The 23158-nt window shown below is 68.5% G+C and carries 22 protein-coding genes and 1 pseudogene; 9 read left to right on the top strand and 14 right to left on the bottom strand.

Annotation, left to right across the window (positions count from 1 at the left end):
* Positions 1 to 116 precede the first annotated feature (116 nt).
* From NQV17_RS04960 to NQV17_RS04950, 3 genes are all read left to right on the top strand, one after another.
* Positions 117 to 1061 carry a metallophosphoesterase gene (locus tag NQV17_RS04960; RefSeq protein ID WP_044846687.1) on the top strand — a complete coding sequence of 315 codons (945 nt, stop codon included), beginning with the start codon at positions 117 to 119 and terminating at the stop codon, positions 1059 to 1061.
* Positions 1062 to 1108: 47 nt separating this feature from the next.
* Positions 1109 to 1450 (top strand): cupredoxin domain-containing protein, encoded by a 342-nt coding sequence (locus tag NQV17_RS04955; protein ID WP_257769445.1) that lies wholly within the window; start codon positions 1109 to 1111, stop codon positions 1448 to 1450.
* A 123-nt stretch (positions 1451 to 1573) separates the two neighbouring features.
* The gene (locus tag NQV17_RS04950; protein ID WP_257769443.1) at positions 1574 to 2713 is read left to right on the top strand and encodes a patatin-like phospholipase family protein; all 1140 of its coding nucleotides are present in this window, start codon (positions 1574 to 1576) and stop codon (positions 2711 to 2713) included.
* Between the two features lie 40 nt (positions 2714 to 2753).
* On the opposite strand, the gene NQV17_RS04945 is transcribed toward NQV17_RS04950, so the two are convergent.
* Positions 2754 to 3458: an SDR family oxidoreductase gene (locus NQV17_RS04945; RefSeq protein ID WP_257769441.1), complete on the bottom strand. Its 705-nt coding sequence runs from the start codon at positions 3456 to 3458 to the stop codon at positions 2754 to 2756.
* A gap of 121 nt (positions 3459 to 3579) precedes the next feature.
* Between NQV17_RS04945 and gcvA the strand changes: the two are divergent.
* The 3 genes and pseudogenes from gcvA (at position 3580) to NQV17_RS04930 (ending at position 6042) form a co-directional block, all read left to right on the top strand.
* Positions 3580 to 4478 (top strand): annotated as a pseudogene (gene gcvA, locus NQV17_RS04940) (transcriptional regulator GcvA).
* A gap of 122 nt (positions 4479 to 4600) precedes the next feature.
* Complete coding sequence (locus NQV17_RS04935) at positions 4601 to 4909, top strand: helix-turn-helix transcriptional regulator (protein ID WP_059449595.1); 309 nt, start codon at positions 4601 to 4603, stop codon at positions 4907 to 4909.
* Positions 4910 to 4980: 71 nt separating this feature from the next.
* Positions 4981 to 6042 (top strand): alkene reductase, encoded by a 1062-nt coding sequence (locus NQV17_RS04930; protein ID WP_257769436.1) that lies wholly within the window; start codon positions 4981 to 4983, stop codon positions 6040 to 6042.
* 15 nt (positions 6043 to 6057) lie between these two features.
* Here the strand turns inward: NQV17_RS04930 and NQV17_RS04925 are convergent, their stop codons facing one another.
* Positions 6058 to 6585: a GNAT family N-acetyltransferase gene (locus NQV17_RS04925; protein WP_257769434.1), complete on the bottom strand. Its 528-nt coding sequence runs from the start codon at positions 6583 to 6585 to the stop codon at positions 6058 to 6060.
* An 83-nt stretch (positions 6586 to 6668) separates the two neighbouring features.
* On the opposite strand from NQV17_RS04925, the gene NQV17_RS04920 reads away from it, so the two are divergent.
* Positions 6669 to 7280, top strand: a complete 612-nt coding sequence (locus NQV17_RS04920; RefSeq protein ID WP_257769432.1) for a LysE family translocator — start codon at positions 6669 to 6671, stop codon at positions 7278 to 7280.
* Positions 7281 to 7320: 40 nt separating this feature from the next.
* The gene (locus tag NQV17_RS04915; RefSeq protein WP_257769430.1) at positions 7321 to 7659 is read left to right on the top strand and encodes a hypothetical protein; all 339 of its coding nucleotides are present in this window, start codon (positions 7321 to 7323) and stop codon (positions 7657 to 7659) included.
* A 114-nt stretch (positions 7660 to 7773) separates the two neighbouring features.
* Here NQV17_RS04915 and NQV17_RS04910 read toward each other — a convergent pair whose 3' ends face one another.
* A complete protein-coding gene (locus NQV17_RS04910; RefSeq protein ID WP_257769428.1) occupies positions 7774 to 8694 on the bottom strand; it encodes a phosphatidylinositol-specific phospholipase C in 921 nt (306 codons plus the stop codon).
* A gap of 6 nt (positions 8695 to 8700) precedes the next feature.
* Here NQV17_RS04910 and NQV17_RS04905 point away from each other — a divergent pair, with 6 nt between their 5' ends.
* A complete protein-coding gene (locus NQV17_RS04905) occupies positions 8701 to 9723 on the top strand; it encodes a LacI family DNA-binding transcriptional regulator (protein WP_257769426.1) in 1023 nt (340 codons plus the stop codon).
* Positions 9724 to 9732: 9 nt separating this feature from the next.
* Here NQV17_RS04905 and NQV17_RS04900 read toward each other — a convergent pair whose 3' ends face one another.
* The 11 genes from NQV17_RS04900 to NQV17_RS04850 all read right to left on the bottom strand — a co-directional run bounded on the left by NQV17_RS04900 (position 9733) and on the right by NQV17_RS04850 (position 22997).
* Positions 9733 to 10593, bottom strand: coding sequence for a carbohydrate ABC transporter permease (locus tag NQV17_RS04900; RefSeq protein ID WP_257769424.1), 861 nt, complete (start codon positions 10591 to 10593; stop codon positions 9733 to 9735).
* Positions 10590 to 11459, bottom strand: coding sequence for a carbohydrate ABC transporter permease (locus NQV17_RS04895; RefSeq protein ID WP_257769422.1), 870 nt, complete (start codon positions 11457 to 11459; stop codon positions 10590 to 10592). Before NQV17_RS04895 ends, NQV17_RS04900 begins: the two co-directional genes overlap by 4 nt.
* Positions 11460 to 11493: 34 nt before the next feature.
* Positions 11494 to 12732, bottom strand: coding sequence for an ABC transporter substrate-binding protein (locus tag NQV17_RS04890; RefSeq protein ID WP_257769420.1), 1239 nt, complete (start codon positions 12730 to 12732; stop codon positions 11494 to 11496).
* A gap of 193 nt (positions 12733 to 12925) precedes the next feature.
* Positions 12926 to 14134: a porin gene (locus NQV17_RS04885; RefSeq protein ID WP_257769418.1), complete on the bottom strand. Its 1209-nt coding sequence runs from the start codon at positions 14132 to 14134 to the stop codon at positions 12926 to 12928.
* 176 nt (positions 14135 to 14310) lie between these two features.
* Positions 14311 to 15249 (bottom strand): helix-turn-helix domain-containing protein, encoded by a 939-nt coding sequence (locus NQV17_RS04880; RefSeq protein ID WP_044846726.1) that lies wholly within the window; start codon positions 15247 to 15249, stop codon positions 14311 to 14313.
* A 60-nt stretch (positions 15250 to 15309) separates the two neighbouring features.
* The gene (locus NQV17_RS04875; RefSeq protein WP_257769407.1) at positions 15310 to 15900 is read right to left on the bottom strand and encodes a DUF3156 family protein; all 591 of its coding nucleotides are present in this window, start codon (positions 15898 to 15900) and stop codon (positions 15310 to 15312) included.
* A complete protein-coding gene (locus tag NQV17_RS04870; protein WP_257769404.1) occupies positions 15897 to 17399 on the bottom strand; it encodes an APC family permease in 1503 nt (500 codons plus the stop codon). Before NQV17_RS04870 ends, NQV17_RS04875 begins: the two co-directional genes overlap by 4 nt.
* Positions 17400 to 17651: 252 nt before the next feature.
* Positions 17652 to 18992 carry an aspartate aminotransferase family protein gene (locus NQV17_RS04865; protein WP_257769402.1) on the bottom strand — a complete coding sequence of 447 codons (1341 nt, stop codon included), beginning with the start codon at positions 18990 to 18992 and terminating at the stop codon, positions 17652 to 17654.
* 105 nt (positions 18993 to 19097) lie between these two features.
* Positions 19098 to 20600: an aldehyde dehydrogenase family protein gene (locus NQV17_RS04860; RefSeq protein ID WP_257769400.1), complete on the bottom strand. Its 1503-nt coding sequence runs from the start codon at positions 20598 to 20600 to the stop codon at positions 19098 to 19100.
* A gap of 261 nt (positions 20601 to 20861) precedes the next feature.
* Positions 20862 to 21593, bottom strand: a complete 732-nt coding sequence (locus NQV17_RS04855; protein ID WP_257769398.1) for a LuxR C-terminal-related transcriptional regulator — start codon at positions 21591 to 21593, stop codon at positions 20862 to 20864.
* 525 nt (positions 21594 to 22118) lie between these two features.
* Positions 22119 to 22997 carry a neutral zinc metallopeptidase gene (locus NQV17_RS04850; protein ID WP_257769396.1) on the bottom strand — a complete coding sequence of 293 codons (879 nt, stop codon included), beginning with the start codon at positions 22995 to 22997 and terminating at the stop codon, positions 22119 to 22121.
* Positions 22998 to 23158 lie beyond the last annotated feature (161 nt).

Raw genomic sequence — 23158 nt, 5'->3', positions numbered from 1 at the left:
CAACCTCGCAACCCGCGGGAATAAATCCGCCGCCGCAGCGGTATGGCATACGAAGGCGCCGGCTTACTCCAGGACGATCCGGCCGTCCGGTTCCGTCACACGAATGCGAGGCTCACATGTCTTCATCGAATCCCACCCGCCCGTCGCGCCGTAAAGCCTTGCAATGCATGGCGTTCGGCGGCCTCGGCACGCTGTTTACGCTGTCGGGCGGCATCCTGACGCCGTTCGACCTCGCGCTCGCGCAAAGCGGCGCCGCACTCCCCGCGGACAAGGGCCGGCCGCTGTTCGTGCAGATCAGCGACACGCACATCGGCTTCAACAAGGACGCGAATCCCGACGTCGCGGCCACGCTGCGGCAGACCATCGAGCTCGTCAACGCGATGCCTGCCACGCCCGCGCTCGCGATCCATACCGGCGACATCACGCATCTGTCCAAGGCAGCGGAGTTCGACCAGGCGTCGCAGCTGCTGTCCGCGCTGCGCGTGCCGGAGCTGCATACGGTGCCCGGCGAACACGACGTGACCGACGGCTCGGGCGCCGAATATTTCAGCCGCTTCGGCAAGGCGTCGGACAACCGCGGCTACTACAGCTTCGATCACGCGGGCGTGCACTTCGTCGCGCTCGTCAACGTGATGCACTTCAAGCCGAACGGACTCGGCAGCTTCGGCGACGAGCAGCTCGCGTGGCTCGCGCAGGATCTGAAGGGGCAATCGTCGAGCACGCCGATCGTCGTGTTCTCGCACATGCCGATGTGGACCATCTACGAGCCGTGGGGCTGGGGCACCGGCGACGCACCGCAGACGATGGCGCTGCTGCGCCGCTTCGGCTCAGTCACCGTGCTGAACGGGCACATTCACCAGATCGTGTCGAAGGTCGAAGGCAACGTGACGTTCCACACCGCGCGCTCCACCGCGTTCCCGCAGCCGACCGCCGGCAACGGCCCCGGCCCGGTGCCGCTCACGGTGCCGCGCGACCGGCTGCCCGCGATGCTCGGCGTGACGACCGTCGACTTCGCCGGCCATCCCGTGGCGGCGTCGCTGCGCGACACGACGCTGGCCTGATCCCTCGCCTGATCCCTCGCCCGATTCCGCTACGCAAGGAGACCGACATGACCATCCTCAAGCCCTCGACGCTGCTGGCGGCGCTGACCCTGTGCGCGGCCGCCGCCGGCACGCCGCTCGCCGCATTCGCGCAACCCCCGGCCGGCCCGCTCGTGACGATCCACAACTTCATGTTTTCGCCGATGTCGACCACGATCAAGGCCGGCACGACGGTCACGTGGAAGAACCTCGACGCGGAACCGCATACCGTCGTCAACGACGCGGGCGTCTTCCATTCGAACGCGCTCGACCAGGACGAGACCTACTCGTTCCGCTTCGACAAGCCGGGGGTCTACAAGGTGTTCTGCGGGATTCATCCGTACATGAAGGAGACCATCACCGTGGAATGACGCGGCGCGCCGAGCCGCACCATGCGCGCGAAGATCCGGCACCGCGGAGCGACGCCCGCCGATCGCCTACACTGGTTCCAACCGGCCGGCCCCCGCCGGCCGTCACCGACCACGAGGCCAGCGATGACGGCAAGTCAACCCGCACACCCGAAGCTACCTGGACAGGTCGTGCTCGTGCTCCAGGGCGGCGGCGCACTGGGCGCATACCAGCTCGGCGTATTCGAGGCGATGGACGCGGCGGGCATCCAGCCCGACTGGGTGATCGGCACGTCGATCGGCGCGATCAACGCGGCGCTGATCGCCGGCAACGCGCCCGCGCACCGCGCGCAGCGCATGGCCGAATTCTGGCGCCACGTCACTGAACGGCCCGCCGTGACCGTGCCGGGCTTCCCGACGACCTGGGACAAGATCGGCTCGGAACTCGCGGTGATCGGCGCGGGCCTCACGGGATTCTTCCGGCCGAATCCCGCCGCGTGGCTCGGGCCGCTCGCGCGGGTCGGCGTCGAGCACGCGTCGTACTACGTGGTCGAGCCGCTGCGCGACACGCTCGCGTCGCTGATCGACCTCGACCTGCTGAATGCGTGCCGGCCGCGGCTGACCGTCGGCGCGGTCAACGCGTGCACCGGCACGATGCGCTATTTCGATTCGCGCGACCGGCCGCTCGGCCTCGACCACGTGATGGGCTCGGGCGCGCTGCCGCCCGCGTTTCCGGCCGTGCGGATCGACGGCGCGCCCTACTGGGACGGCGGCATCTATTCGAATACGCCGGTCGAGGTCGTGCTCGACGATGCGCCGCGCCGCAGCTCGATCATCTTCTCGGTGCAGATGTGGAATCCGGTCGGGCCCGAGCCGCAAAGCATCTGGCAGGTGTCGGAGCGACAGAAGGACATCCAGTACGCGAGCCGCACGGACGGCAACATCGCGCGGCAACAGCAGATCCACCGGCTGCGCCACGTGATCAAGGAACTGGTGATGCGGCTGCCGGAGGCGGAGCGCACGTCGGCCGACGTGCAGGCGCTCGCCGCGTGGGGCTGCCAGACGACGATGCACGTGATCAAGCTCGCGGCGCCGCGGCTCGACGGCGACGATCAGTGGAAGGACATCGATTTCACGCCGGACGGCATCGCGGCGCGCCGGCAGGCCGGGTTCGACGCGACGATGCAGGCGATCGCCGCGCGGCCGTGGGATCAGCCGATGGACCCGACGGAAGGGCTCAGCGTCTGGAGCCCGGAAGAGAACCGGATCGGCGAACGGCACAACTGAGGCAGCCGGCGCAACGTCCGCGCGCGTACCGCCCACCGGCTTAAAGCGCGCGCACGATGCCGCCGTCGACGCGAATGTTCTGCCCGGTGATGTAGCCGGCGCCTTCCGACAGCAGGAACGTCACGGTCTGCGCGATCTCCTGTGTCTTGCCGAAACGGCCGGCCGGAATGCGGGCCACGATCTCGGGCGTCTCCGGCCAGCTGTCGATGAAGCCGGGCAGCACCGAATTGATGCGGATGTTGTCCTTCGCGTACCGGTCGGCGTACAGGCGCGTGAAGGCACTGAGCGCCGCGCGCAGCGCGGACGACACCGGCATCGCCTGCTCGGGCGCGTCGGCCGCGAAGCTCGAAATGTTGACCACCGCGCCGCCGCCCTGCTTCAGGAAGACCGGTGTCACGCGCCGCAGCACGCGCGCGACGTTGAGCACGATCAGGTCGAGCCCTTCGTGCCATTTGTCGTCACCGATCGAGAGCAGGTCGCCCTTCGGCGGATGCCCGGTATTGTTGACGACCGCATCGATACGGCCGTACTTCGCGAGCGTCTCGTTCACGAAGCGCGCGATGTCGGCGTCTTCGGTGACCGACCCCGCCACACCGAACCCGCCGAGTTCCTTCGCCAGTTCGACCGCGCTGCCGGACGGCGACATCAGCGCGACGCGATAACCGTTGCTCGCGAGATCCCGCGCAATTGCGGCGCCCATGCCCTTGCCCGCCGCCGTCACCAAGGCCACTTTCTCTACAGTCATGCTGTTCTCCTGAATGGGTCGGCGCAGCGCCGCGATCATCGATCCATGGCAGCACTGTAGGACTCTATAATCGGCTTGTCGAATCATGATTTCTCCACCCACCCTGTAGAATTTCTACTGCATGAAGGCGCTAACGCGTACCCGCCGGTTCCCGCCGCTCAATGCGCTTCGCGCGTTCGAAGCCGCCGCGCGACACCTCAATTTCCGGCTGGCCGCCGACGAACTCGGCGTGACCCAGGGCGCGGTGGCGCAACAGGTCAGGCATCTGGAGGACGTCGTGGAGGTTCAGCTGTTCCGGCGGCTGCCCAGGGGGCTGGCGCTGACGCGCGAAGGGCTCGAGTATTTTTCGTCGGTCCAGCGTGCGCTCCAGATCATCTCCGACGCCACGGACGCGCTCGGGCAGCGCCCGACGGTTCTGGCGGTCAGCACGACGCCGTCGTTCGCGTCGAAGTGGCTGATTCCGCGCCTGTCGGACTTCGGCCGGCTGCATCCCGACATCGAGGTGCGCGTGATCGCCGACGAAAGGCTTGCGTCGTTCCGGGCCGACGGCGTCGACATCGCGATCGACTCAGCAAGCCGCCGTTCCCGGCCGGCCTGGTCGCCGAGTTGCTGTTTCCGCTCGACATCTTTGCCGTCGCCAGCCCGAAACTGCTCGACAGCGGCTCGCCGATCCGGACGCCCGCGGACCTCGCAAAGCACGTGCTGTTGCACGACGCGCACGATCTGTGGCCCGAGTTCATCGACAAGCTCGGCGGCCAAGGCCGGGCCGATCCGACGAAAGGGCCGCGGTTCAGCCAGTCGCTGCTCGCGATCGACGCCGCGGTCGCCGGCCAGGGCATCGCGCTGACGAGCGAGCCGCTGGTCGAACGCGATATCGCGGAAGGCCGGCTGCGGCGCGTGTTCGATTTTTCGTTTCCGATGTCGCTCGGGTTTTACGTCGTCTTTCCGCAGGCCAATGCGCATTCGGAGGCGCTCGATGCGATGCGGCGGTGGCTGTTCGCGCAGTACGGGAACGGGTGACGCGCTGAAGTCCGACAGATCAACAACCCCACTTTCATCAGTGCCTTCGCACGTATCGTTATTTTCCGATATATGATTCGCCCATCGACGATACCCGTTTGCCCCGAACACTACGCCCTTCCATGCCGACCGAACTCGACATCGACGCGATCCTGAAAGCGCTCTCGAACCCCGTGCGCCGGGAAATCCTCGTCTGGCTGAAAACGCCGGGCGCGCATTTCCCGGAGCAGACGCTGCCGTACGACCACGGCGTCTGCGCCGGGCAGATCGACGCGCGCTGCGGGCTGTCGCAGTCGACGGTTTCCGCGCACCTCGCGACGCTGCAGCGCGCGGGGCTCGTGACGTCGACGCGGATCGGCCAGTGGGCGTTCTTCCGGCGCAACGAGGCCGTCATCGACGCATTTCTCGACGCCCTGCGTCGCGAACTCTGACCCAGGCCATGCGGGCCACCCGTCGCGCACGACGCGACGGCCATCCCGCCTTTCGTGAAGAGGTTATCTCCATGCCTACCCTGTTCGATCCCGTTACCCTCGGCGACCTGACTCTGCCGAACCGCGTCGTGATGGCGCCGCTCACCCGTGCCCGCGCCGGCAGCGCGCGCGTGCCCAACGACCTGATGGCCCGCTATTACGCCGAGCGCGCATCGGCCGGCCTGATCATCAGCGAAGCGACTTCGGTCACGCCGCAGGGCGTCGGCTACGCGGACACGCCGGGCATCTGGTCCGACGAGCAGGTGGAAGGCTGGAAGCGCGTGACGCAGGCCGTGCACGCGGCGGGCGGCCGCATCGTTTTGCAGCTCTGGCACGTCGGCCGGATTTCCGATCCCGTGTTCCTGGACGGCGACCTGCCGGTCGCGCCGAGCGCGATCGCCGCGGGCGGTCACGTGAGCCTCGTGCGGCCGCCGCGTCCGTACGTGACGCCGCGCGCGCTCGACATCGATGAAATTCCGGGCATCGTCGCCGCGTACCGCAAGGGCGCGGAGAACGCGAAGAAGGCGGGCTTCGACGGCGTCGAGATCCACGGCGCGAACGGCTACCTGCTCGATCAGTTCCTGCAGGACAGCACCAACCTGCGCACCGACGCGTACGGCGGCCCGATCGAGAACCGCGCGCGCCTGCTGCTCGAAGTGGTCGACGCGGCGATCGACGTGTGGGGCGCGGGCCGTGTCGGCGTGCACCTCGCACCGCGCGGCGACGCGCACACGATGGGCGATTCCGATCCGGCCGCGACGTTCGGCTACGTCGCACGCGAACTCGGCCGCCGCAAGATCGCGTTCATCTTCACGCGTGAATCGTATTCGGGCGACCAGCTGAGCCCGCGCCTGAAGGAGGCGTTCGGCGGCCCGCTGATCGCGAACGAGCAGTTCACGCTCGAATCGGCGCAGGACACGCTCGCGAGCGGCCACGCCGACGCGATCGCGTGGGGCAAGCTGTTCATCGCGAATCCGGACCTGCCGCGTCGACTCGAACTCGGCGCACCGCTGAACAAGCCGGTGCCGGAGACGTTCTACGCCGAAGGCGAGACGGGTTACACCGACTACCCGGCGCTCAGCGACGCGGCCTGACGGCCGGCGGCACGTTCATGTGCGCACGTCCGCGCGCATGAACACGCGCTGCGTCTCGTCGAGCCCGCGTGCAACGTGATGCGCGCGGATCGCATGCAGCGTGTCGTCGAGCGATGCGTCGTCGATGATGTCAAAGCCCAGGCGCGCGTAGTACGGCGCATTCCACGGCGCGTCGCGAAACGTCGACAGCACGACCTGCGCGATGCCGTCTTGCGCGGCGCGCGTCATGATCCGATCGATCAGGCGCGCGCCGATCCGCTGCCCCGCATGCGACGGCGCGACGTCCAGCTCCTCCAGATAAAGCCGCTGCGCATCGAGCAGCCGGTAGAATGCGAAACCCACGCAGGCCCCCGCTTCGTCCGTCGCCACATACGCGCGGCCGTCGTCGATGCGTGCGAGCACGTCGGCCGCATCGGTCGGCTCGCCTTCGGCGATGTCGGACATGCCGATGTCGCGAAAGCGCTGGGCAGCGGCCACTTCCACGGCGGCCATCGCGACCGCGTCTTCCCGCGTGGCGGGACGAATCCGGATCGATACTGTCATCACGACGAGGTAGGCAGGCAGGAACGGCCGTCACTATAATCGAAACTTCATACCTTTCGAACGCCTTGCCCACGAGGTTCGCCATGACGCTGTCCGCGCTCGCCGTGTTCGCCATCGCCCTGCTCGTCACCGCCGGCACGCCCGGCCCGAGCGTCGCCGCGCTCGTCGCGCGCGTGCTGACGAACGGCGTGCGAGACGTGCTGCCGTTCCTCGCCGCGATGTGGATCGGCGAGGCGCTGTGGCTCACGCTGGCGGTGGCCGGGCTGTCGGCGTTCGCGCGCACGTTCGAGACGGGCCTGCTCGTGCTGAAGCTGCTCGGCGTCGCGTACCTGCTGTTCCTCGCGTGGAAGATGTGGACCGCGCCGACCGACACGCAGGCCGGCGACCTGCCGCGCGGCCAGTCGCCGTGGCGCATGTTCGTCGCGGGCACGCTGGTCACGCTCGGCAATCCGAAGATCATGCTGTTCTATCTTGCGCTGCTGCCGACGATCGTCGATCTGACGCATGTCGGTGTGCTCGCGTGGGCCGAGCTGGTCGGCACGATGCTCGCGATCCTGATTCTCGCCGACTGCTTCTGGTCGCTGCTCGCGGCGCGTGCGCGGGCATTTCTGACGTCGGCACGCGCGAAGCGGGTCGCTAACCGCACGAGCGCGACCGCGATGGCGGGTGCGGCGGTGGCGATCGCGACGCGGTAGTCCGTCGATCGCACACCCTACCGCTCTCTGCAGACCTGCGATGCCGCAACTCGAGAAAATTCCCGCGGCACTTGCCGCACTGTCGATTTCTCGTCGCGAGATCGTGCTTCCGCTCGACGCCGCGCTCGAATGCATTGACTATTGCGAGCGTCATCGCATTCCGATCTATGGTTGGGAAGGTTGGGTCCTGACTGCCGACGGACGTGTCGGACATGGCAGCGCTCCGCAGGGCACCGTGAGTCTTGATGATTGGCCGCTGGCGGAGGCCGCCGCGTTCTGCCGCAGCACGATGGTGTCCGAATCGAAGGTGTGGCACAACGAATACCCCGGGACAACCGACCAGCTGCATTTCTGCATCACGATCGGCGACACGTACTGATTGCCCCACCCGCGCGATCGGTCCTCGATATCGACGGCGTCTCGAATGCCACGCATTTCACCTTTCTCAGGCAGTGCCCCGATCAGCTAGTTCGCGATCGTCAATGCGAATGCGCTAACAACCCACCGACCTGCGCCTGCCACCCGCCACGGGCACATCCTCATTACACTCAACCAACGCCCGCACCAGCGCCCAGTCATCGTCGTCGCAGAAATCGAGGAGCATCGCGCCGCACGGCCCGCGCGTTTCACGCAACCGCGCCGCGAGCCGCGCCTGAATCCCGACCACCCTGCCGTCGCCGCGCGCGACCACCGACGGATTCGCGCCCATCCCCGTGCCGCTGCAGAAATTGATCGCCCAGCGCCCGCTCTCCGGCGACGGCATGCGGCTCAGCAGCGCATCGATCACACGCCACTTGTAGTGGATCGACCCGGCGACAGGCACACGGTATTCATCCTGGATCACGAACGCCGCATCCGGATGATCGACCGTAAACGTCGCATTGTCGGGCCACGCGGTCAGGTCGATGCCCAGCGGCCGGCTGCTGCGGAACCGCCGCAACAGCACCACCGCGCCGCGCACGTCGCCGAGCGCCGGCAGCGCGCGGCCCGCATGCCAGCGCAGCCGCGGATGCCGCGCGCAATGCGCATCGAACGTCGCGTCGAAACTGCGCGTGCACGCATGCGCGGGCCATTCGTCCTTCACCGACATCACGATGCATTCGCGCGGATGCGCATCGAGAAAGCGCGTGCAGTCCGCGAGCACGTCGTCGAACGACAGGCCGAGCGCGATCCCGCCATGATGGATGTCGAACGTATCGCCCCGGTGCCGGCAGCGAATGTCGAGCAGCCGCACGCCATGCGCGAGCTGCGCATCAAGCGGCGCGCGCTGCGTGCGCACGAGCGGATCGTCGACCGTATACGCACAGGTGTCATGGCTGCCCGGTAGGGTCAGCGTATGCAGCGGCCGCGCGTCGTCGAGCGCCGACATCCAGTCGGCCAGCGGCGTGGAGGCTTCGTGTCGCGAAGGGATCATGAATCGATGACTGACAAGGAAAGAAAGACGTGGGTGACCGCGTCGGATGTCGCCGTGCGGGCCGGCGTGTCGCGCTCCGCGGTGTCGCGCGCGTTCTCGCCGACGGCGAGCATCGCGCCCGAGACGCGCGAACGCGTGATGGCGGCCGCGCGTGCGCTCGGCTACCAGGTCAACCTGATCGCGCGCGACATGATCACGCAGCGCAGCAGCATGATCGGCGTCGTGACGGCCGGGTTCGAGAATCCGTTCCGCGCGCGGCTGCTGTCGGACCTGATGGCCGCGCTCGGGCAGCGCGCGTTCACGCCGCTCGTGACCAATGCGGACGATCCGCATCAGGTCCGGCAATCGCTCGAGCGGCTGCTCAGCTACCGGATCGCGGGCCTCGTGATGACGTCCGCTTCGCCGCCGCTGTCGGTCGCACGACAGTATCTCGACCACCGGATTCCCGTCGTGATGATCAACCGCGAAGCGAACCTGCCGGGCGCGGATGTCGTCGTCAGCGACAACGCGGCGGGCGCCGCCCATGCGGCGCAACGGCTCGTGCGAGCCGGCGCGCGCCGGCTCGCGTTCGTCGGGCCGCGTACCGCGAGCTATAGCGCACGCTCGCGCGTGGATGCGTTCGCGCAGGCGCTGCAATGCGGCGATGTTTACGATGCGGCGCTCGTCCGCGTAATCGATACGGGCTCCGACGCGTATGCATGCGGCCTCGACGCCGCACGGCAACTGTTCGAGACGGGCGAGCGGCCGGACGGTGTGTTCTGCTCGTCCGACCTGCTCGCGCTCGGCATGATCGACGCCGCGCGCGACGCCTTCGGCTTGCGCGTGCCCGACGACCTGCGCGTGATCGGCTTCGACGACATCCCCGCCGCCGCATACGACGCCTACCGGCTCTCGACGCTGCGCCAGGACACGCAAGGCCTCGCGCACGCGGCCGTCGACCTGCTCGCCGACCGAATCCAGACGTTCGATGGCGCGTCGCGCACGCGGGTCGTGCCGGTTACGCACGTGGTGCGGCATAGCTGCGCGTAACGCGTCGCGTCACTTCAGGCCGCCGGCAAATCCGCGCAGCAGGTAGCGCTGCACGTAGCCGGCCACCGCAAGGGTCGGCAGCGACGCCAGCAGCCCCGCGCTCATCAGGTCGCCCCAGTCGATGCCGTTCTCCGTCACGTAGCCGGCAATCGCGAGCGGCAGCGTGAAGCGGCTTGGCGTCGACACGAACAGCAGCGCGATCAGGAACTCGTTCCATGCGGCGATGAACACGAAGATCGCGGTCGCGATCAGCCCCGGCGCGCACAGCGGCAGCACGATCTGCACCAGCCGCCGCGCGAGCCCCGCGCCGTCGATGCACGCGGCTTCCTCGTATTCGACGGGCACGTCGCGCACGAACGCGAGCAGCATCCAGATCGCCATCGGCAGCGCGTAGATCTGGTAAGCAAGCATCAGCCCGAGCGTCGAATCGAGCAGATGCAACCGCTTCGCGAGCGCGAACAGCGGCACCGCGATCGTGATCGGCGGCATCAGCTTCAAGGCCAGCACGAGCATCAGGAACAGCACATCCAGCCGCGCCGGAAACCGCAGCCGCACGAGCGCGTATGCGGCCGGAAACGCGAGCGTCAGCGCGAGCAGCGTCGTGCCGAACCCGACCAGCAGCGAATTGGCGAGCGGCGCGCCGATGCCGTTCGACCACACCGACGCGAAATGCTCGAACGTCGGTGCGGCCGGCCAGATCCGCAGCGGATGATCGAGGCGTTCGAGCGTCGGCATGAACGCCGCGCCGGCCATCCACAGACATGGCAGCAACAACAGCGCGAGCGCAATGATGCGCAGCGCCCACGGCGCGGCATGCGCGAACGCGGCACCGTTTCGCGCGTGCGCGAGGTACGCGGATCGCGCCGTCATGCGCGCCGCTTGCGAACCGTCTGCCATACGTACCCCGAAACGAGCAGCGCGGACGCCGCGAGCATCAGCACCGACGCGGCGCTCGCCGGCCCGACGTTGAAGAAGCGGAAGCCCGTGTCGTAGATGTAGGTCGACAGCGTCTGCGTCGCGTTGCCGGGGCCGCCGCCCGTCAACGCATAGACCTTGTCGAACAGCTTGAACGTGTCGATCGAGCGCAGCAGCAGCGCGAGGCCGATCTGCGGCGCCGCGAGCGGCAGCGTGATGTCGCGCAGGCACTGCCATTCGCTCGCGCCGTCGGTGCGCGCGGCTTCGTACAGTTCCTGCGGGATCGATTGCAGCCCGGCCAGCACGATCAGGAACGCCATCGGCGTCCACTGCCACACGTCGACGAGCGCGAGCGACCACAACGCAAGATGCGGATCGGACAGCCAGCGCACGCCTTCGACGCCGAACGCGGCGAGCAGCGCGTTCAGGAAGCCGTCGAAGTTGAGCCAGTTGCGCCAGATCGCCGAGCACACGAGCGTCGAGAGCATCATCGGCAGGATCGCGAGCGGCAGCGCAATGCGCCGCCCCGGAAACGCGCGCACAAACAGCAGCGCGAGACCGAAGCCGAGCGCGACCTCGACGAGCGACGCCGCGATCGTGAAGCGCAGCGTGTTGCCGAAACCGGCCGCGAACGCGTCGTCGCCGAGCACCGCGCGATAATTCGCGAGCCCGATGAACGCGCGCCGGCCGGCCGCATAGTCGACCTGGCAGAACGAGTCGATCAGCACCTGCGCGACCGGGTACAGCGCGAGCGCGGCCAGCACCAGCAGCGCGGGCCCGAGCAGCGCGACGAACGGCAGGCTGCGGCCGAGGGCTTTCATGCGCGGATTCCGGACGATGCGTGGCGGCGTGCCGTCACTTGCCGGCCGCGGCCATCGCCTGCGCGATCTTCTGCTGCGCCTGGCGCAGCGCGGCGTCGGGAGCGGCCTGCCCGGTCAGCGCGAGCTGCAGCTGGTCGCCGAGAATGCTCTCGACCTGCTGCCAGTCCTTCACGCGCGGCCGCGCACGGCCGGCCTCGAGCGCCTTCAGCTGATCGGGGTACCAGCGGTACTGGCGCACCAGCGCCGGATCGGCGAACACGCTGCGGCGCGTCGGCGGAATGCCGATCCCGGCGAGACGCGTTTGCGTGTCGCGCGAGCTCAGGTAGGCCAGGAAATCCTGCGCGAGCTTCGCGTGCGGCGCATCCTTCGGAATGCCCATCTGCCAGATGCCGAGCATCGGCGCCGGGCCGGCCGTCTGCCCGGGCGGCGGCTGCAGCGCGATCTGCCCGACCACGCGCGACTGCTTCGGATCGTCGAGCGCCGGGATCCACGCCGGCCACACCTCGATCGACTGCGCGGCCGTGCCGCGCTGCAGTGCGTCGCGCACCTCGGCGGCGCCGTATACGTCGACGTCCTTCGGCGCGGCGGTCTTCAGCGCAAGGAAAGTCTTGAGCGCGGCCTGCGACTCGCGCGAATCGATCGTCACGTTGCCGGCACGGTCGAACACGTCGCCGCCGTAGGCCCACAGGATCGGCAGGAAGCCCGTCACGACCGGGTTGCCCTTGGTGCCGCGGAACACGACGCCCGACACGCTCTTGTCCGCGCCGCCAATGGTCTGCGCGATCTTCAGCACGTCGTCCCAGTTGCGCGGCGGCTGCAGCTGGTACTTCGCGAGCAGGTCCTTCCGGTACGCGAACATCTCGACGTTGCCGACGATCGGCAGCGCGTACAGCGCGCCCGCCGCGTTGCGGCCGAGCGCGACCGCGGACGGCACGAGATCGGCGTCGGCGAGCGCTGCCGGCAGCGGCTTCAGCCAGCCGTTGCCGATGAATTCGGGTGCCCACGTATCGTCCATCATCACGAGGTCGTACGTGCCGGTGCCTTCGCGCATCGACAGCTTCAGCTTCTGGTACAGGTTCGCGTTCGGCAGCTTGAGCAACTCGATGTCGGTGCCCGGATGCAGCTTGGTGAAGCCGGCGACGGCGTCGGCCAGCCCCTTGCCGTAGATGTCGTCGCGGCCCGCGATGACGAGGTCCGCCGCGAAGGCGTGCGAGGCGGCAACGGACAGCGCAACGGCGGCGGACAGCCCGCGCAGGCGGCTCAGCAGGGTCATGTGGTCTCTCTCGATCGGCGTGGTGGCGAGCCGCCGGGCGTTGCACACGTGTGCAACGCGGGCGACGCTTCGGGCGGCCTGAAGCGAACGCCATTGTTCACGTCGATCGTTAAGAATTTGTGGCACGCGGCGAAAGCGGCCGACGGTGCGGCCGCCCGCCCCGCCCGCCGCCCGTGCCGTCGTGTGCGTGCCGTCAGAAGTTCACGCGAATCCCGGCCATCACCGCGAGCTGCCGGCTCGAATTGCTGTTCGCGAGCACCGGAATCTGCGCGTAGTTCACCGCATTGCCGTTCGCGTCGGTGCCGAGCCCCGTGCCGCTCGCGATCTGGCCGATCGCGACCGCATACAGCGCGGTTCGCTTCGACAGGCTGTAGTTCGTGCCGACGTTGACCTGGTGAAAGCGCGTCGTGCCGCGGCCGTCCGTGTGCGCGGCGTTGAAGATGTACGCGACGCCGCCCTGCAGCGCGGGCGTGAACATGTACGTGACGTTCAGCTCGCCGATGTCGAACGTGAACGCTTGCGTGCGCGGCTGCGCGCCGGTCGAGAAATAGCGGCTGTCGCCGAGGCGCGTGTGCGTGTAGGTCAGCGCGACCGTCGCCGCGCCGAGCGTCACCGAGCCGCCCGCGCCGAACGCGCGCATCGAGCCGGCGTCCTGCAGCAGGCAGTACATCGCGCCCGGGTTGCTGCACGCGAAGTCGCCGATATAGCCGCTCGCGCCGCCGAGCGCCGCGTCGAGCGGCTGGTGCAGGTCGAGATAGCCGACCGAGAACGCGACCGGCGCACGCGTGTAGGTCGCGGCGACCGCATAGCCGCGCTTCGCGGAAAAGTCGCCGGCCTGGCCGCCGAAGCTGAACGTGCCGCCGAACGTCAGGCCGTTGAAATCCGCGCTGGTGAACTTCACCGCGTTGTTGAAGTTGAACGCGGCGTTCAGGTTGTCGACATCGCCGAGGTGCGAGCCGTACGGCGTCGCCCAGTTGTTGCTCGATACATAGGCGCCGAGCATGTCCGTGTACGAGTCATATTGCCGGCCGAGGCCGAGCGTGCCGATCGCCTCCTGGCGCAGCCCGACCCACGCCTGCCGGCTGAACGCGGTGCCGCCCTGCAGCGCCTGCCCGTTCGCGGACAGGAACTGCTGCTCGAGCGAAAACACCGCGTCGAGCCCGCCGCCGAGCGGCTCGGCACCCTGAAATCCGAAGCGGGACGGCACGAGGTTGCCGCCGCCCATCTGCCATGCATGGCCGCCGCCCGTGCTGCCGTCGGCGCGCGTGAACTGCTGGTTCGTCGAATAGATGATGCCGGTGTCCACGGTGCCGTACAGCGTCACGCTGCCGGAGGTCTGCGCGTGCGCGTGCATGCAACCCAGCGTGGCCGCGGCCGCGGCCAGTCTTCGTCCGATCTTCATGTCCCGTCCCTCTGTTGTCATCGATTCGCAGTGCAAATCGATGGTGTTGTCGATATCGGTGACAGGACTCTATCCAGCGAAAATTCAGGACCCCTATCCCAAATCAGCAAATGGTGAAGCGAACGGAACGGGCGGCACGCGGCGACGCCCGGCGGCACCGTCGCGGTGCGAAGACGTCATTCGGGGCGCAAGGTTTGCGACGGCAGCTCGCCGAACAGGTCGCGATACTCGCGCGCGAAATAGCCGAGATGCGTGAAGCCCCAGCTTGCTGCGGCCTCGCCGACGCCGAGCTGATGCGCGGACGTCGTGCGCAGCAGGCGCCGCACCGCGTTCAGCCGGATCGTGCGCAGATAGCCGACGGGCGTGACGTCGGCGACGCGCTGGAAGCTCGTCTGCAGCGTGCGGCGGCTGCAGCGCAGCGCGCGGCACAGCTCGAGCACGGTGACGGGTTCCTCGGGCCGGTCGCGCAGGTGTTTCTCGCAACGGCTGACGATATCGCTGTAGGTGGCGTGCGTGATGTCGCGGCGCTCGACGCCGATGCCCTGCTCGAGCGCATCGAGGAACATGCCGAGCATCGTGTCGCGGAACATCTTGCGGGTGGCCGCGTATTCGAGGCAGCCGGGGTTGCGCTGCGCGTCGTCGATCAGCGACGACAGCCGCGCGCCGAGCGCGACGCCTTGCGCGTCCGACAGCCGCGTGACGTGCCGCAGCTTGCGCGCGCCGGCCGCACCGAATTCGGCCTCGCAGAGCTCGTCGACCATGTCCGACGCCGCGCTGATCCCGACCAGCCCCATCCCTTCCGGCGTATGGAATTCGAAATCCTCGCCGGCGCGCAGCGCGAGCAGCGCATAGCCGTCGACCGGCTGGCTCTGGAACGTGCCGGCGAGCGGCACCGACAGCGGCACCGCGAGCGACGTGCGCCCGGCCGGTGCGAGGCCGGTTTGCGCGACACGCCGGTTGGTCGTCTCGCGGAAGAAATGGAAGTCGTCGTACAGCACCTGCGTGACGGTGCCCCTGAAGCGGCCCGGCGTCATCTGGCGGTAGACCTGATGCCAACCCGCGATCGCGAGCCCGTGGTCATGCACGTCTTCGTGTGAGCGTGACTGGAACAGCATCGGCATCTCCGGTAAAACCCTGATTCCACGCTGCGGCCGCGCGGCGCGCAGCGCCACAGCTTACTCCCGCAAAATTCCGCGCAGTGCAGTTTCGAATGCAAGACAGGCCGCCGACAGCGCGGCGGCCTGCTCGCCGGTCACGCGCACGTAGCGGCGAAACGACGGCATCCGGTTCACGACCTCGCTGCCGCCGAACGGCACGACGGCGAGCGTCCAGCGGCCGTCGCGTGCGGCGATCGTACAGTCGGTCAGGTGCAGCGGGCGCAGCGCGCCGGCGAGCGACGGCTGCGCGGCGAGTGCGGCCACCGTCCGCGCGAAGCCGGGGTCGCTTCCCGGCTCGGGCGCGGCCGCGATGCCGGTGCGCCGCAGCCAGCCGGTCTGCAGCACGCGCGCAAGACCCTGCCCGGCCGGGCCGTCGGCGCTGATCGACACCTGCACGCTGACCGTATGCATCAGGAATTGCCGGTCGACGCGCTCTTCGACGCTCACGCGCACGCCGTTCGGCAGCCGGGCCAGGATTTCGGCCGCGCCGCCGTTCGCGTCGCGCACCGCACCGAGGTCGGCGAGCACGCGCGCGGCGATCGCGCCGGGCCGGTGGCCGGGCGGCGGTGCGTCGGGCGCCGCGCGCCAGCGGGCGAGCGCGGCCTTCACGATGCGACGTGCTCGTTGCGCAGCACTTCCTCGACCGGCACCGGCCTGAACGGATGCCGGCGCTGCACGACGAGCGTCCAGAACAGCGCGTACAGCGCGGTGAGCCCAAGCATCACGCCGAACGGCACGTAGATGTCGCGCGCGTTCATGCCGGGCGGCGTGATGTACCAGATCGCGAGCACGATGCCGACGCTCGACACGATCTGCGGCAGCGGAAACAGCGGCGAACGGTACGGGCGCGGCAGGTCCGGGCGGCGGATGCGCAGCATCACGACCGACGCGGTCACGAGCAGGTAGGCGGTGCCCCATGCGCAGGTCGCGGCGAGCACGAGATGCAGGATGCTGTCGAGATTGCCGTTGATCAGCCACGCATGGAAGATCGGCACGACCGCCGCCGCGACGATGCCGACCACCGGCGTCTTGAAGCGCGGATGCAGATACGCGAAGCAGCGCGGCAGCGCGCCGTCGATCGCCATCCCGTACAGGATGCGCGGCAGCCCGGCCATCAGCGTGTTGATCGTCGCGGCGCCCGCGCACAGGAACGCGATGCCGAACCAGATGCGGCCCAAGGGCCCGAGCACCTGCAGCGCGAACGCGGGAATCGCGCCCGGCGTGTCGAGCAGGTGCGTAAGGCCGTCCGGGCTCACCGGCACGTTCGCGACCTGGCGCCGGATCGCCGCGCCGTACAGGAACATGCAGATCGCGACGCCGACGAGGCCGAGCGCCATCGCGCGCGGAATCGTGCGGCCCGGCGCCTTCATTTCGGGCGCCAGCGGCGTGACGAACTCGCAGCCGACGAACATGAACATCGCCATCCCGACCAGCGACAGCACGGCCGGCACCGACGTGCCGACTTCCGAGCCGCCGAACCAGCCGTCGAGATGCACGGCCGGCGCGGCCGCGAGGCCGAGGATGCCGAAGATCATCAGCGACAGCCACATGCCGGCCGTCAGCACGATCTCGAGCTTGCTGAATACCTTGATGCCGATGATGTTGGTGATCGCGAACGTGACCACGAGGCCGACGCCGACGAGCCACGAGCTGTTGTGCTTCTCGAGCGCGGCGTTCAGCGATTCGAAGTTCACGAGCGCCATGATGCCGCTCAGGATCGTCTCCGCCGTGCCGGCGAACACGTGCACGAGGAAATACGCGGAAATCGTGCCGGTGATCGCCCAGAAGCGGCCGAGCCCGCATGACAGGTAATCGTAAACCGAGCCGGCCGTCGGCAGCATCGCGGCGGCTTCGGAGAACGTCGTGGCCTGCGCCTGCATCATCACGAACGCGATGATCATCGCGACCGCGAACGCCCAGCCGCCCATCCCGAAGCCCGAGGTCGCGGTGAGAATCACCGGGCTCGCCATGATGAGGCCGACGGCGCTCGCCAGCGCAGTCGGAAACCCGACCGCACCGGCCTTCAGCACCGTGCCGCCGCCCGCTTCAGCCGACGCACCGGCGGGCGTATCGCCCGCTGCGCCGGTCATTCCAGACCATCCCGACATCTTCGTCTCCTTCCCTTTTCGGGCCGGAACCGGCGCTGTGGCGCCCGCTCCGAGCCATGCTTCGCGGTCGGCCCGGGGCGGCGCCTAAGCGCCGGCACCCGGGCCCCTGTCGATCCAAACCTGATCCGATGTCGAAAAAATACGCAGGCAAAATAATCCGGTCATAGCGCAAATCGGCAAACCGGCGGTGGCGAACGGGTTATCCCGCCCTCCACCGCCGGTTCGGCGTCATGCGCTCATGCCGTCACGGCCTCATGCGAACGGCACGGCCTCGAAGCCTGCCGCGAGCGCGTCGACGATCCGGTCGAGCTGCTCGCGCTGGATCACGAGCGGCGGCGACAGGATGATCTTCGTGCCGACCGGCCGCACCAGCACGCCGTGCTCGCGCGCCACTTCCGCAACCGCGTTCGCATAGCCGGACAGCGGGTCGATCGGCTCGCGGGTCTGCTTGTTCGCGACGAGATCGAGCGCGAGCATCAGCCCCTTGCCGCGCACCTCGCCGACCGCCGCGAAGCGTTCCGGGAACGACTGCAGCGCTTCGAGCAGATACGCGCCCTGCTTCGCCGCGTTCGCCGGCAGGTCTTCCTTCACGACGATGTCGAGGCTCGCGATCGCGGCCGCGCAGGCGACCGGGTGCCCTGCGTACGTGTAGCCGTGCATGATCGCGCCGCCGAAGTCCGCGTTCGCGGCGAACGCATCCTCGATCCGCGCGTTCACGGCCGTCGCGCCGAGCGGCACGTAGCCGGACGAGATCCCCTTCGCGAGACACATGATGTCGGGGCGCACGCCCCAGCCGCGGCTACCGAACAGGCTGCCGCTGCGGCCAAAGCCGGTCACGACTTCGTCGGCGATCAGCAGCACGCCGTAGCGGTCGCACACCTCGCGCACGAGCGGCCAGTAGTTGGCCGGCGGCACGATCACGCCGCCCGCGCCCTGCACCGGCTCGGCGATGAACGCGGCGACCGTGTCGGGGCTCTGGAACTGGATCTCGCGCTCCAGCATTTCCGCGCAGATCCGCCCGAGTTCCTCCGGATCCTGCGTGAACGGGTTGCGGTACAGCCACGGCGTCTCGACGTGGAAACAGCCGGGCAGGTTCGGCTCGTAATTGCGGCGGAACACCGTGTTGCCGTTCACCGACGCGCCGCCGAAGTGCGTGCCGTGATAGCCCTGCTTCAACGAGATGAACTTGGTGCGGTCGGCCTGGCCGCGCACCTTCCAGTACTGGCGCGCGATCTTCAGCGCGGTCTCGATCGAGTCCGAGCCGCCCGAGCTGTACAGCACGCGGCGCATCCCTTCCGGCTCCAGCATGTCGATCAGCTTCTTCGACAGCTCTTCCGCGCGCGGATGCGAGATGCCGTCGAACAACTGGAAGTATTCGAGTTCGTCGAGCTGGCGCACGATCGCATCCTTCACTTCCTGGCGGTTGTGCCCGACGTTCACGTTCCACAGGCCCGCGACGCCGTCGACCAGCTGCTTGCCGGTTTCGTCGAACACGTAGCAGCCGTCGCCGCGCACGATGCGGATCGGCTTGCGCTGTTTCATTTCGTTCGGGTGCAGCATCGGGTGCCAGAACTTCGCTTCGTTGTAGCTCATTGCAATCTCCACTTTCGGATCGTTTGAACCTCGACTGTCGGTGGTCGAGGTTCGAGGTTTTCGGGGTGTTCGCGGGTTCGTGGTGTTCGGAGCAGGCGCCGCGCGTCAGTGCGCGATGCAGACGGATTTGGTTTCGGTGAAGCCTTCGATCGCGTACTGGCCGAACTCGCGGCCGATGCCCGATTGCTTGTAGCCGCCGAACGGCATCGACGGGTCGAGGGGAATGTGACAGTTCACCCACACGGTGCCGGCCTCGATCTGCGGCACGAGGTTCATCACGCGCTTCAGGTCGTTGCTCCAGATGCTCGCGGCGAGGCCGTACGGCGACGCGTTCGCGAGTCGCACGGCGTCGGCCGCATCGTCGAACGGCACCACGACGATCACCGGGCCGAACACTTCGTCGCGCACGATCGCGCTGTCCGGATGCGGATCGGCGATCACGGCCGGCTTCACGTAGTAGCCGGGCAGGTCGTCGGCCGGCGTGCCGCCCGCGAGGAACGTGAGGCCCGCGCGGCGCGCGCCTTCGATGTGCTGGACGACCTTGTCGCGATGGTGCGCGGAGACGAGCGGGTTGATCTGCGCGGTGGTATCGAGCCCCGCGCCGAGCTTCATCGACTGCGCGACGCCCGCGAGGCCGTCCGCGAGCTGCCCGAATTTGCTGCGATGGACGTAAATGCGCGATGCGGCCGCGCACACCTGTCCCTGGTTGAAGAACGCGCCGGCGGCGACGCCGTCGAGCGCCTGCGCGACGTCGACGTCGTCGAGCATCACGATCGGGTTCTTGCCGCCGAGCTCGAGCGAGAAGCGCGTCATGTTCTGCACGGCCGCCGCGCCGACCAGCTTGCCGGTCGCGGTCGAACCCGTGAACGAGATCTTCGCGATCGACGGGTGGCTCGACAGCGCGGCGCCGCACGTGCGGCCGCCGGTGACGACGTTGAACACGCCGGGCGGCACGCCGGCGTCGAGGGCGAGTTCGGCGAGGCGCAGCGCGGTGAGCGGCGTTTCCGGCGACGGCTTCAGCACGATCGTGCAGCCGGCCGCGAGCGCCGGTATCAGCTTCCACACCGCGATCATCAGCGGGAAATTCCACGGCACGATCGCCGCGACCACGCCGACCGGCTCCTTGCGCGTATAGGCCGTATAGCGCGAGCCGGGCGGGAACGGGATCGACACGTCGAGCGTCTGGCCGGTGATCTTGGTCGCCCAGCCGGCCATGTAGCGCACGTATTCGACACTCGCGCCGACCTCGATCGCGCGCGACACGTGGATCGACTTGCCCTGGTTCAGCGTTTCGAGCTGCGCGAGCGTTTCGGCGTCGGCCTCGATCAGGTCGGCGAGCTTCAGCAGGATGCGCTCGCGGTCGGCCGGGCGCAGCCCGCTCCACACGCGGGTGTCGAATGCGTGCTTTGCGCTCGCGACCGCACGGTCGACGTCGTGCGCGTCGGCATCGGCGACCGTCGCGAGCCGCTCGCCCGTCGCCGGGTCGTACACGTCGAGCCGCGCGGGCGAGTGCGCGCGCTGCATGGCGCCGTCGATGAAAAGGCCGAAGTCGCGTGCGACGAAGGTGCGCACGGTGTCGCTGACCGCGACGAAGTTCGTGGTGCTCATGGGCGTCTCGATGATTGTCATGACTGGGCCGCGTGCGCTTCGGCATGCGGGTGTCGAATCACTTTATCGACGGGGGATCGCGCCCGGTGAGCGCAAATTGGCAAGCGCGTGCGGGACCGGAACGAGGGTGACTCGGGAACGTGGAATGGCGGCGGGCGAGCGTCGCGTTATCGTCGGATCAATGGCGTGGTGCGATGCGATCGGTGCGACGTGGATGCGGACGCGGACGTGGGACCGGATGCGGGTGCGGGGGCGGAAAAGCTACAGGAACAACGCGCCGACCAGCTCGGTGCGGTTCGACACGCCGAGCTTCCGGTACATGCGCATCAGATGTGTCTTGATGGTCGGCTGGCCGAGCGCGAGATCGCGTGCGATTTCCTTGTTCGAGCGGCCGTCGCGTACGAGTCGCGCGATCTGCTCCTCGCGATAAGTCAACCGCTCCTCGCAGCCGATCCGATGAATCCCGCGCCGCGCGCGCAGCAGCGGCGCCAGCGCGGCTTCGGCGACCGGCTGCAGCCGTGCCAGCGCGTCGATCTCGCCCGGTGCGAACCGGCCCGCCGTGCGGTTGCCGTCCGCGTCGCGCGTCCCGAAGCGCAGCAGCGAAAACGCGCCGACCGTGCGGCCCGCGTCGTCGCGCAGCCAGATCTCGACGACGTCGGCCACATCGTGCCGCCGCAGGAAACGGGTCCAGTACGCGGACGCATCGCGTCTTTCGTCAGGCAACTGGGACGCGAGCGTCACGACCGCACGTTCGCCTGCCGCGCAGCGCGACGGGTGCAGCGGATCGAGCATCCGGTAGCGCGCGATGTAGGTGCGATGCATCGCCTCCGGCATCCCGAACAGCTCGAAATCGGCCGGCTCGCCGCTCAGGTCGAGCCGGTAGAACACGGTCGCGGACGGGCTCGCAAACGCGTCGAACGCATCAACGCACGCGCGCAGCGCGCGCTGCCAGTCGGCGGCTTCGTGGTCGGCGGAAGCGGATGAGGTCGGCATGATGGAAGCGGCCGGCGGCCGACGCGTCGAAGGTCGGGCCAGCCTACCGGCGCCGAAATGGGCCGGTGAGCACAAATCGGCAATTCGTCCGCAGGGGGGCGGATGACGAAGCTGCCGGCCATGTCGCGACAACGGAGTCGGCGTCGGGAAGGCATGCGCCGCACGCCGTGCGGACGATGATGGCTGTCGAGGGTGGCGCGAGACGTCGCACGCGCCGGCCGTGTCCCGACGACAGAATCCTCGTCCGAAAGGCATGCGCCGTGAGCCGTGCGGTCGAAAATGGACGTCGAGGGTGACGCGAGACGTCGCACGCGCCGGCCGCGTCCCGACGACAGAATCCGCGCGTCGCGAGGCATGCGCCGCGAGCCGTGCGATCGAATATGGACGCCGAGGGTAGCGCGGAACCTCGCGCGCCGATCGAGCACAATCGGAATGATCAGCGAAATGCGCGGAGCGGCCGCACCTGCGGCCGCGAAACGGCGGCGCGGCAGCGTGTGCGCCGCGCCCGGTCAGTCAGGGTCCGCGTCAGTGCGCGTTCGCGGCGAACGTGTCGCAGGCGCTTACTTCACCCGACTCCATCCCGCGCCGCAGCCAGTACACGCGCTGCTCGCTGGTGCCGTGCGTGAAGCTCTCCGGCACGACATAGCCCTGGCCTTGCTGCTGCAGCCGATCGTCGCCGATCGCAGCCGCCGCCTTCAGCCCCTGCTCGAAATCGCCAGGCTCCATCAGTCGCTGGTTCGCGCGCTGCGCGTTGTTCGCCCACACGCCGGCGAAGCAGTCGGCCTGCAGCTCCATCCGCACCGACAGCGCGTTCGAGCGCGCTTCGCTCGAACGGCGGCGCGCGGCATCGACCTTGTCGGAAATGCCGAGCAGGTTCTGCACGTGATGGCCGACTTCGTGCGCGATCACGTAGGCCTGCGCGAAATCGCCACCCGCGCCGAAGCGCTTGCGCAGTTCGTCGTAGAAGCCGAGATCGATGTACACGTTGCGATCGCCCGGACAGTAGAACGGCCCCATCGCGGTCTGGCCGGTGCCGCACGCGGTCGGCGTCGAGTTCGTGAACATCACGAGCTTCGGCGGCTGGTACTGCGCATGCAGCTGGGTGTTGAAGACGCCCGTCCACGTGCGCTCGATATTGCCGAGCACCTTGCGCGTAAATACCGCGCCGGGATCGTTCGCCGGCGCGCCCTGGTGCTGCGTGGGCGCGGGCTGCGCCTGCTGCTGGCGGCCCTGCAGCGCCGATGCGCCTTCGAGCACGACGCGCGGGTCGATCCCGAAGAAATACGATGCGGCCAGCGCGACCACGATCGTGCCGATGCCGATCGTCGCGCGTCCGCCGCCGAACCCGCCGCCACCGCGTCGATCCTCGACGTTCACGCTTTCCCTTTCGTCGTCCAGCCTCATTGCCGGCCCCTCCCTTCCTTGTCGTTGTGCTGACCGGACAGCCCCCGGCAGACGATTGATTCCCATTGCGACGTGCAGCGTCCGGCGCGCCATCGCACGGTGGCACCGCCCGGTCAGTGGTGCGGCACCATGCAGTACCGCGCCGCCTCATCGTTACACGA

The sequence above is a fragment of the Burkholderia sp. SCN-KJ genome (assembly GCF_024656005.1).
Lineage (GTDB): Bacteria > Pseudomonadota > Gammaproteobacteria > Burkholderiales > Burkholderiaceae > Burkholderia.
This window is presented reverse-complemented; position numbering and strand designations above follow the sequence as displayed.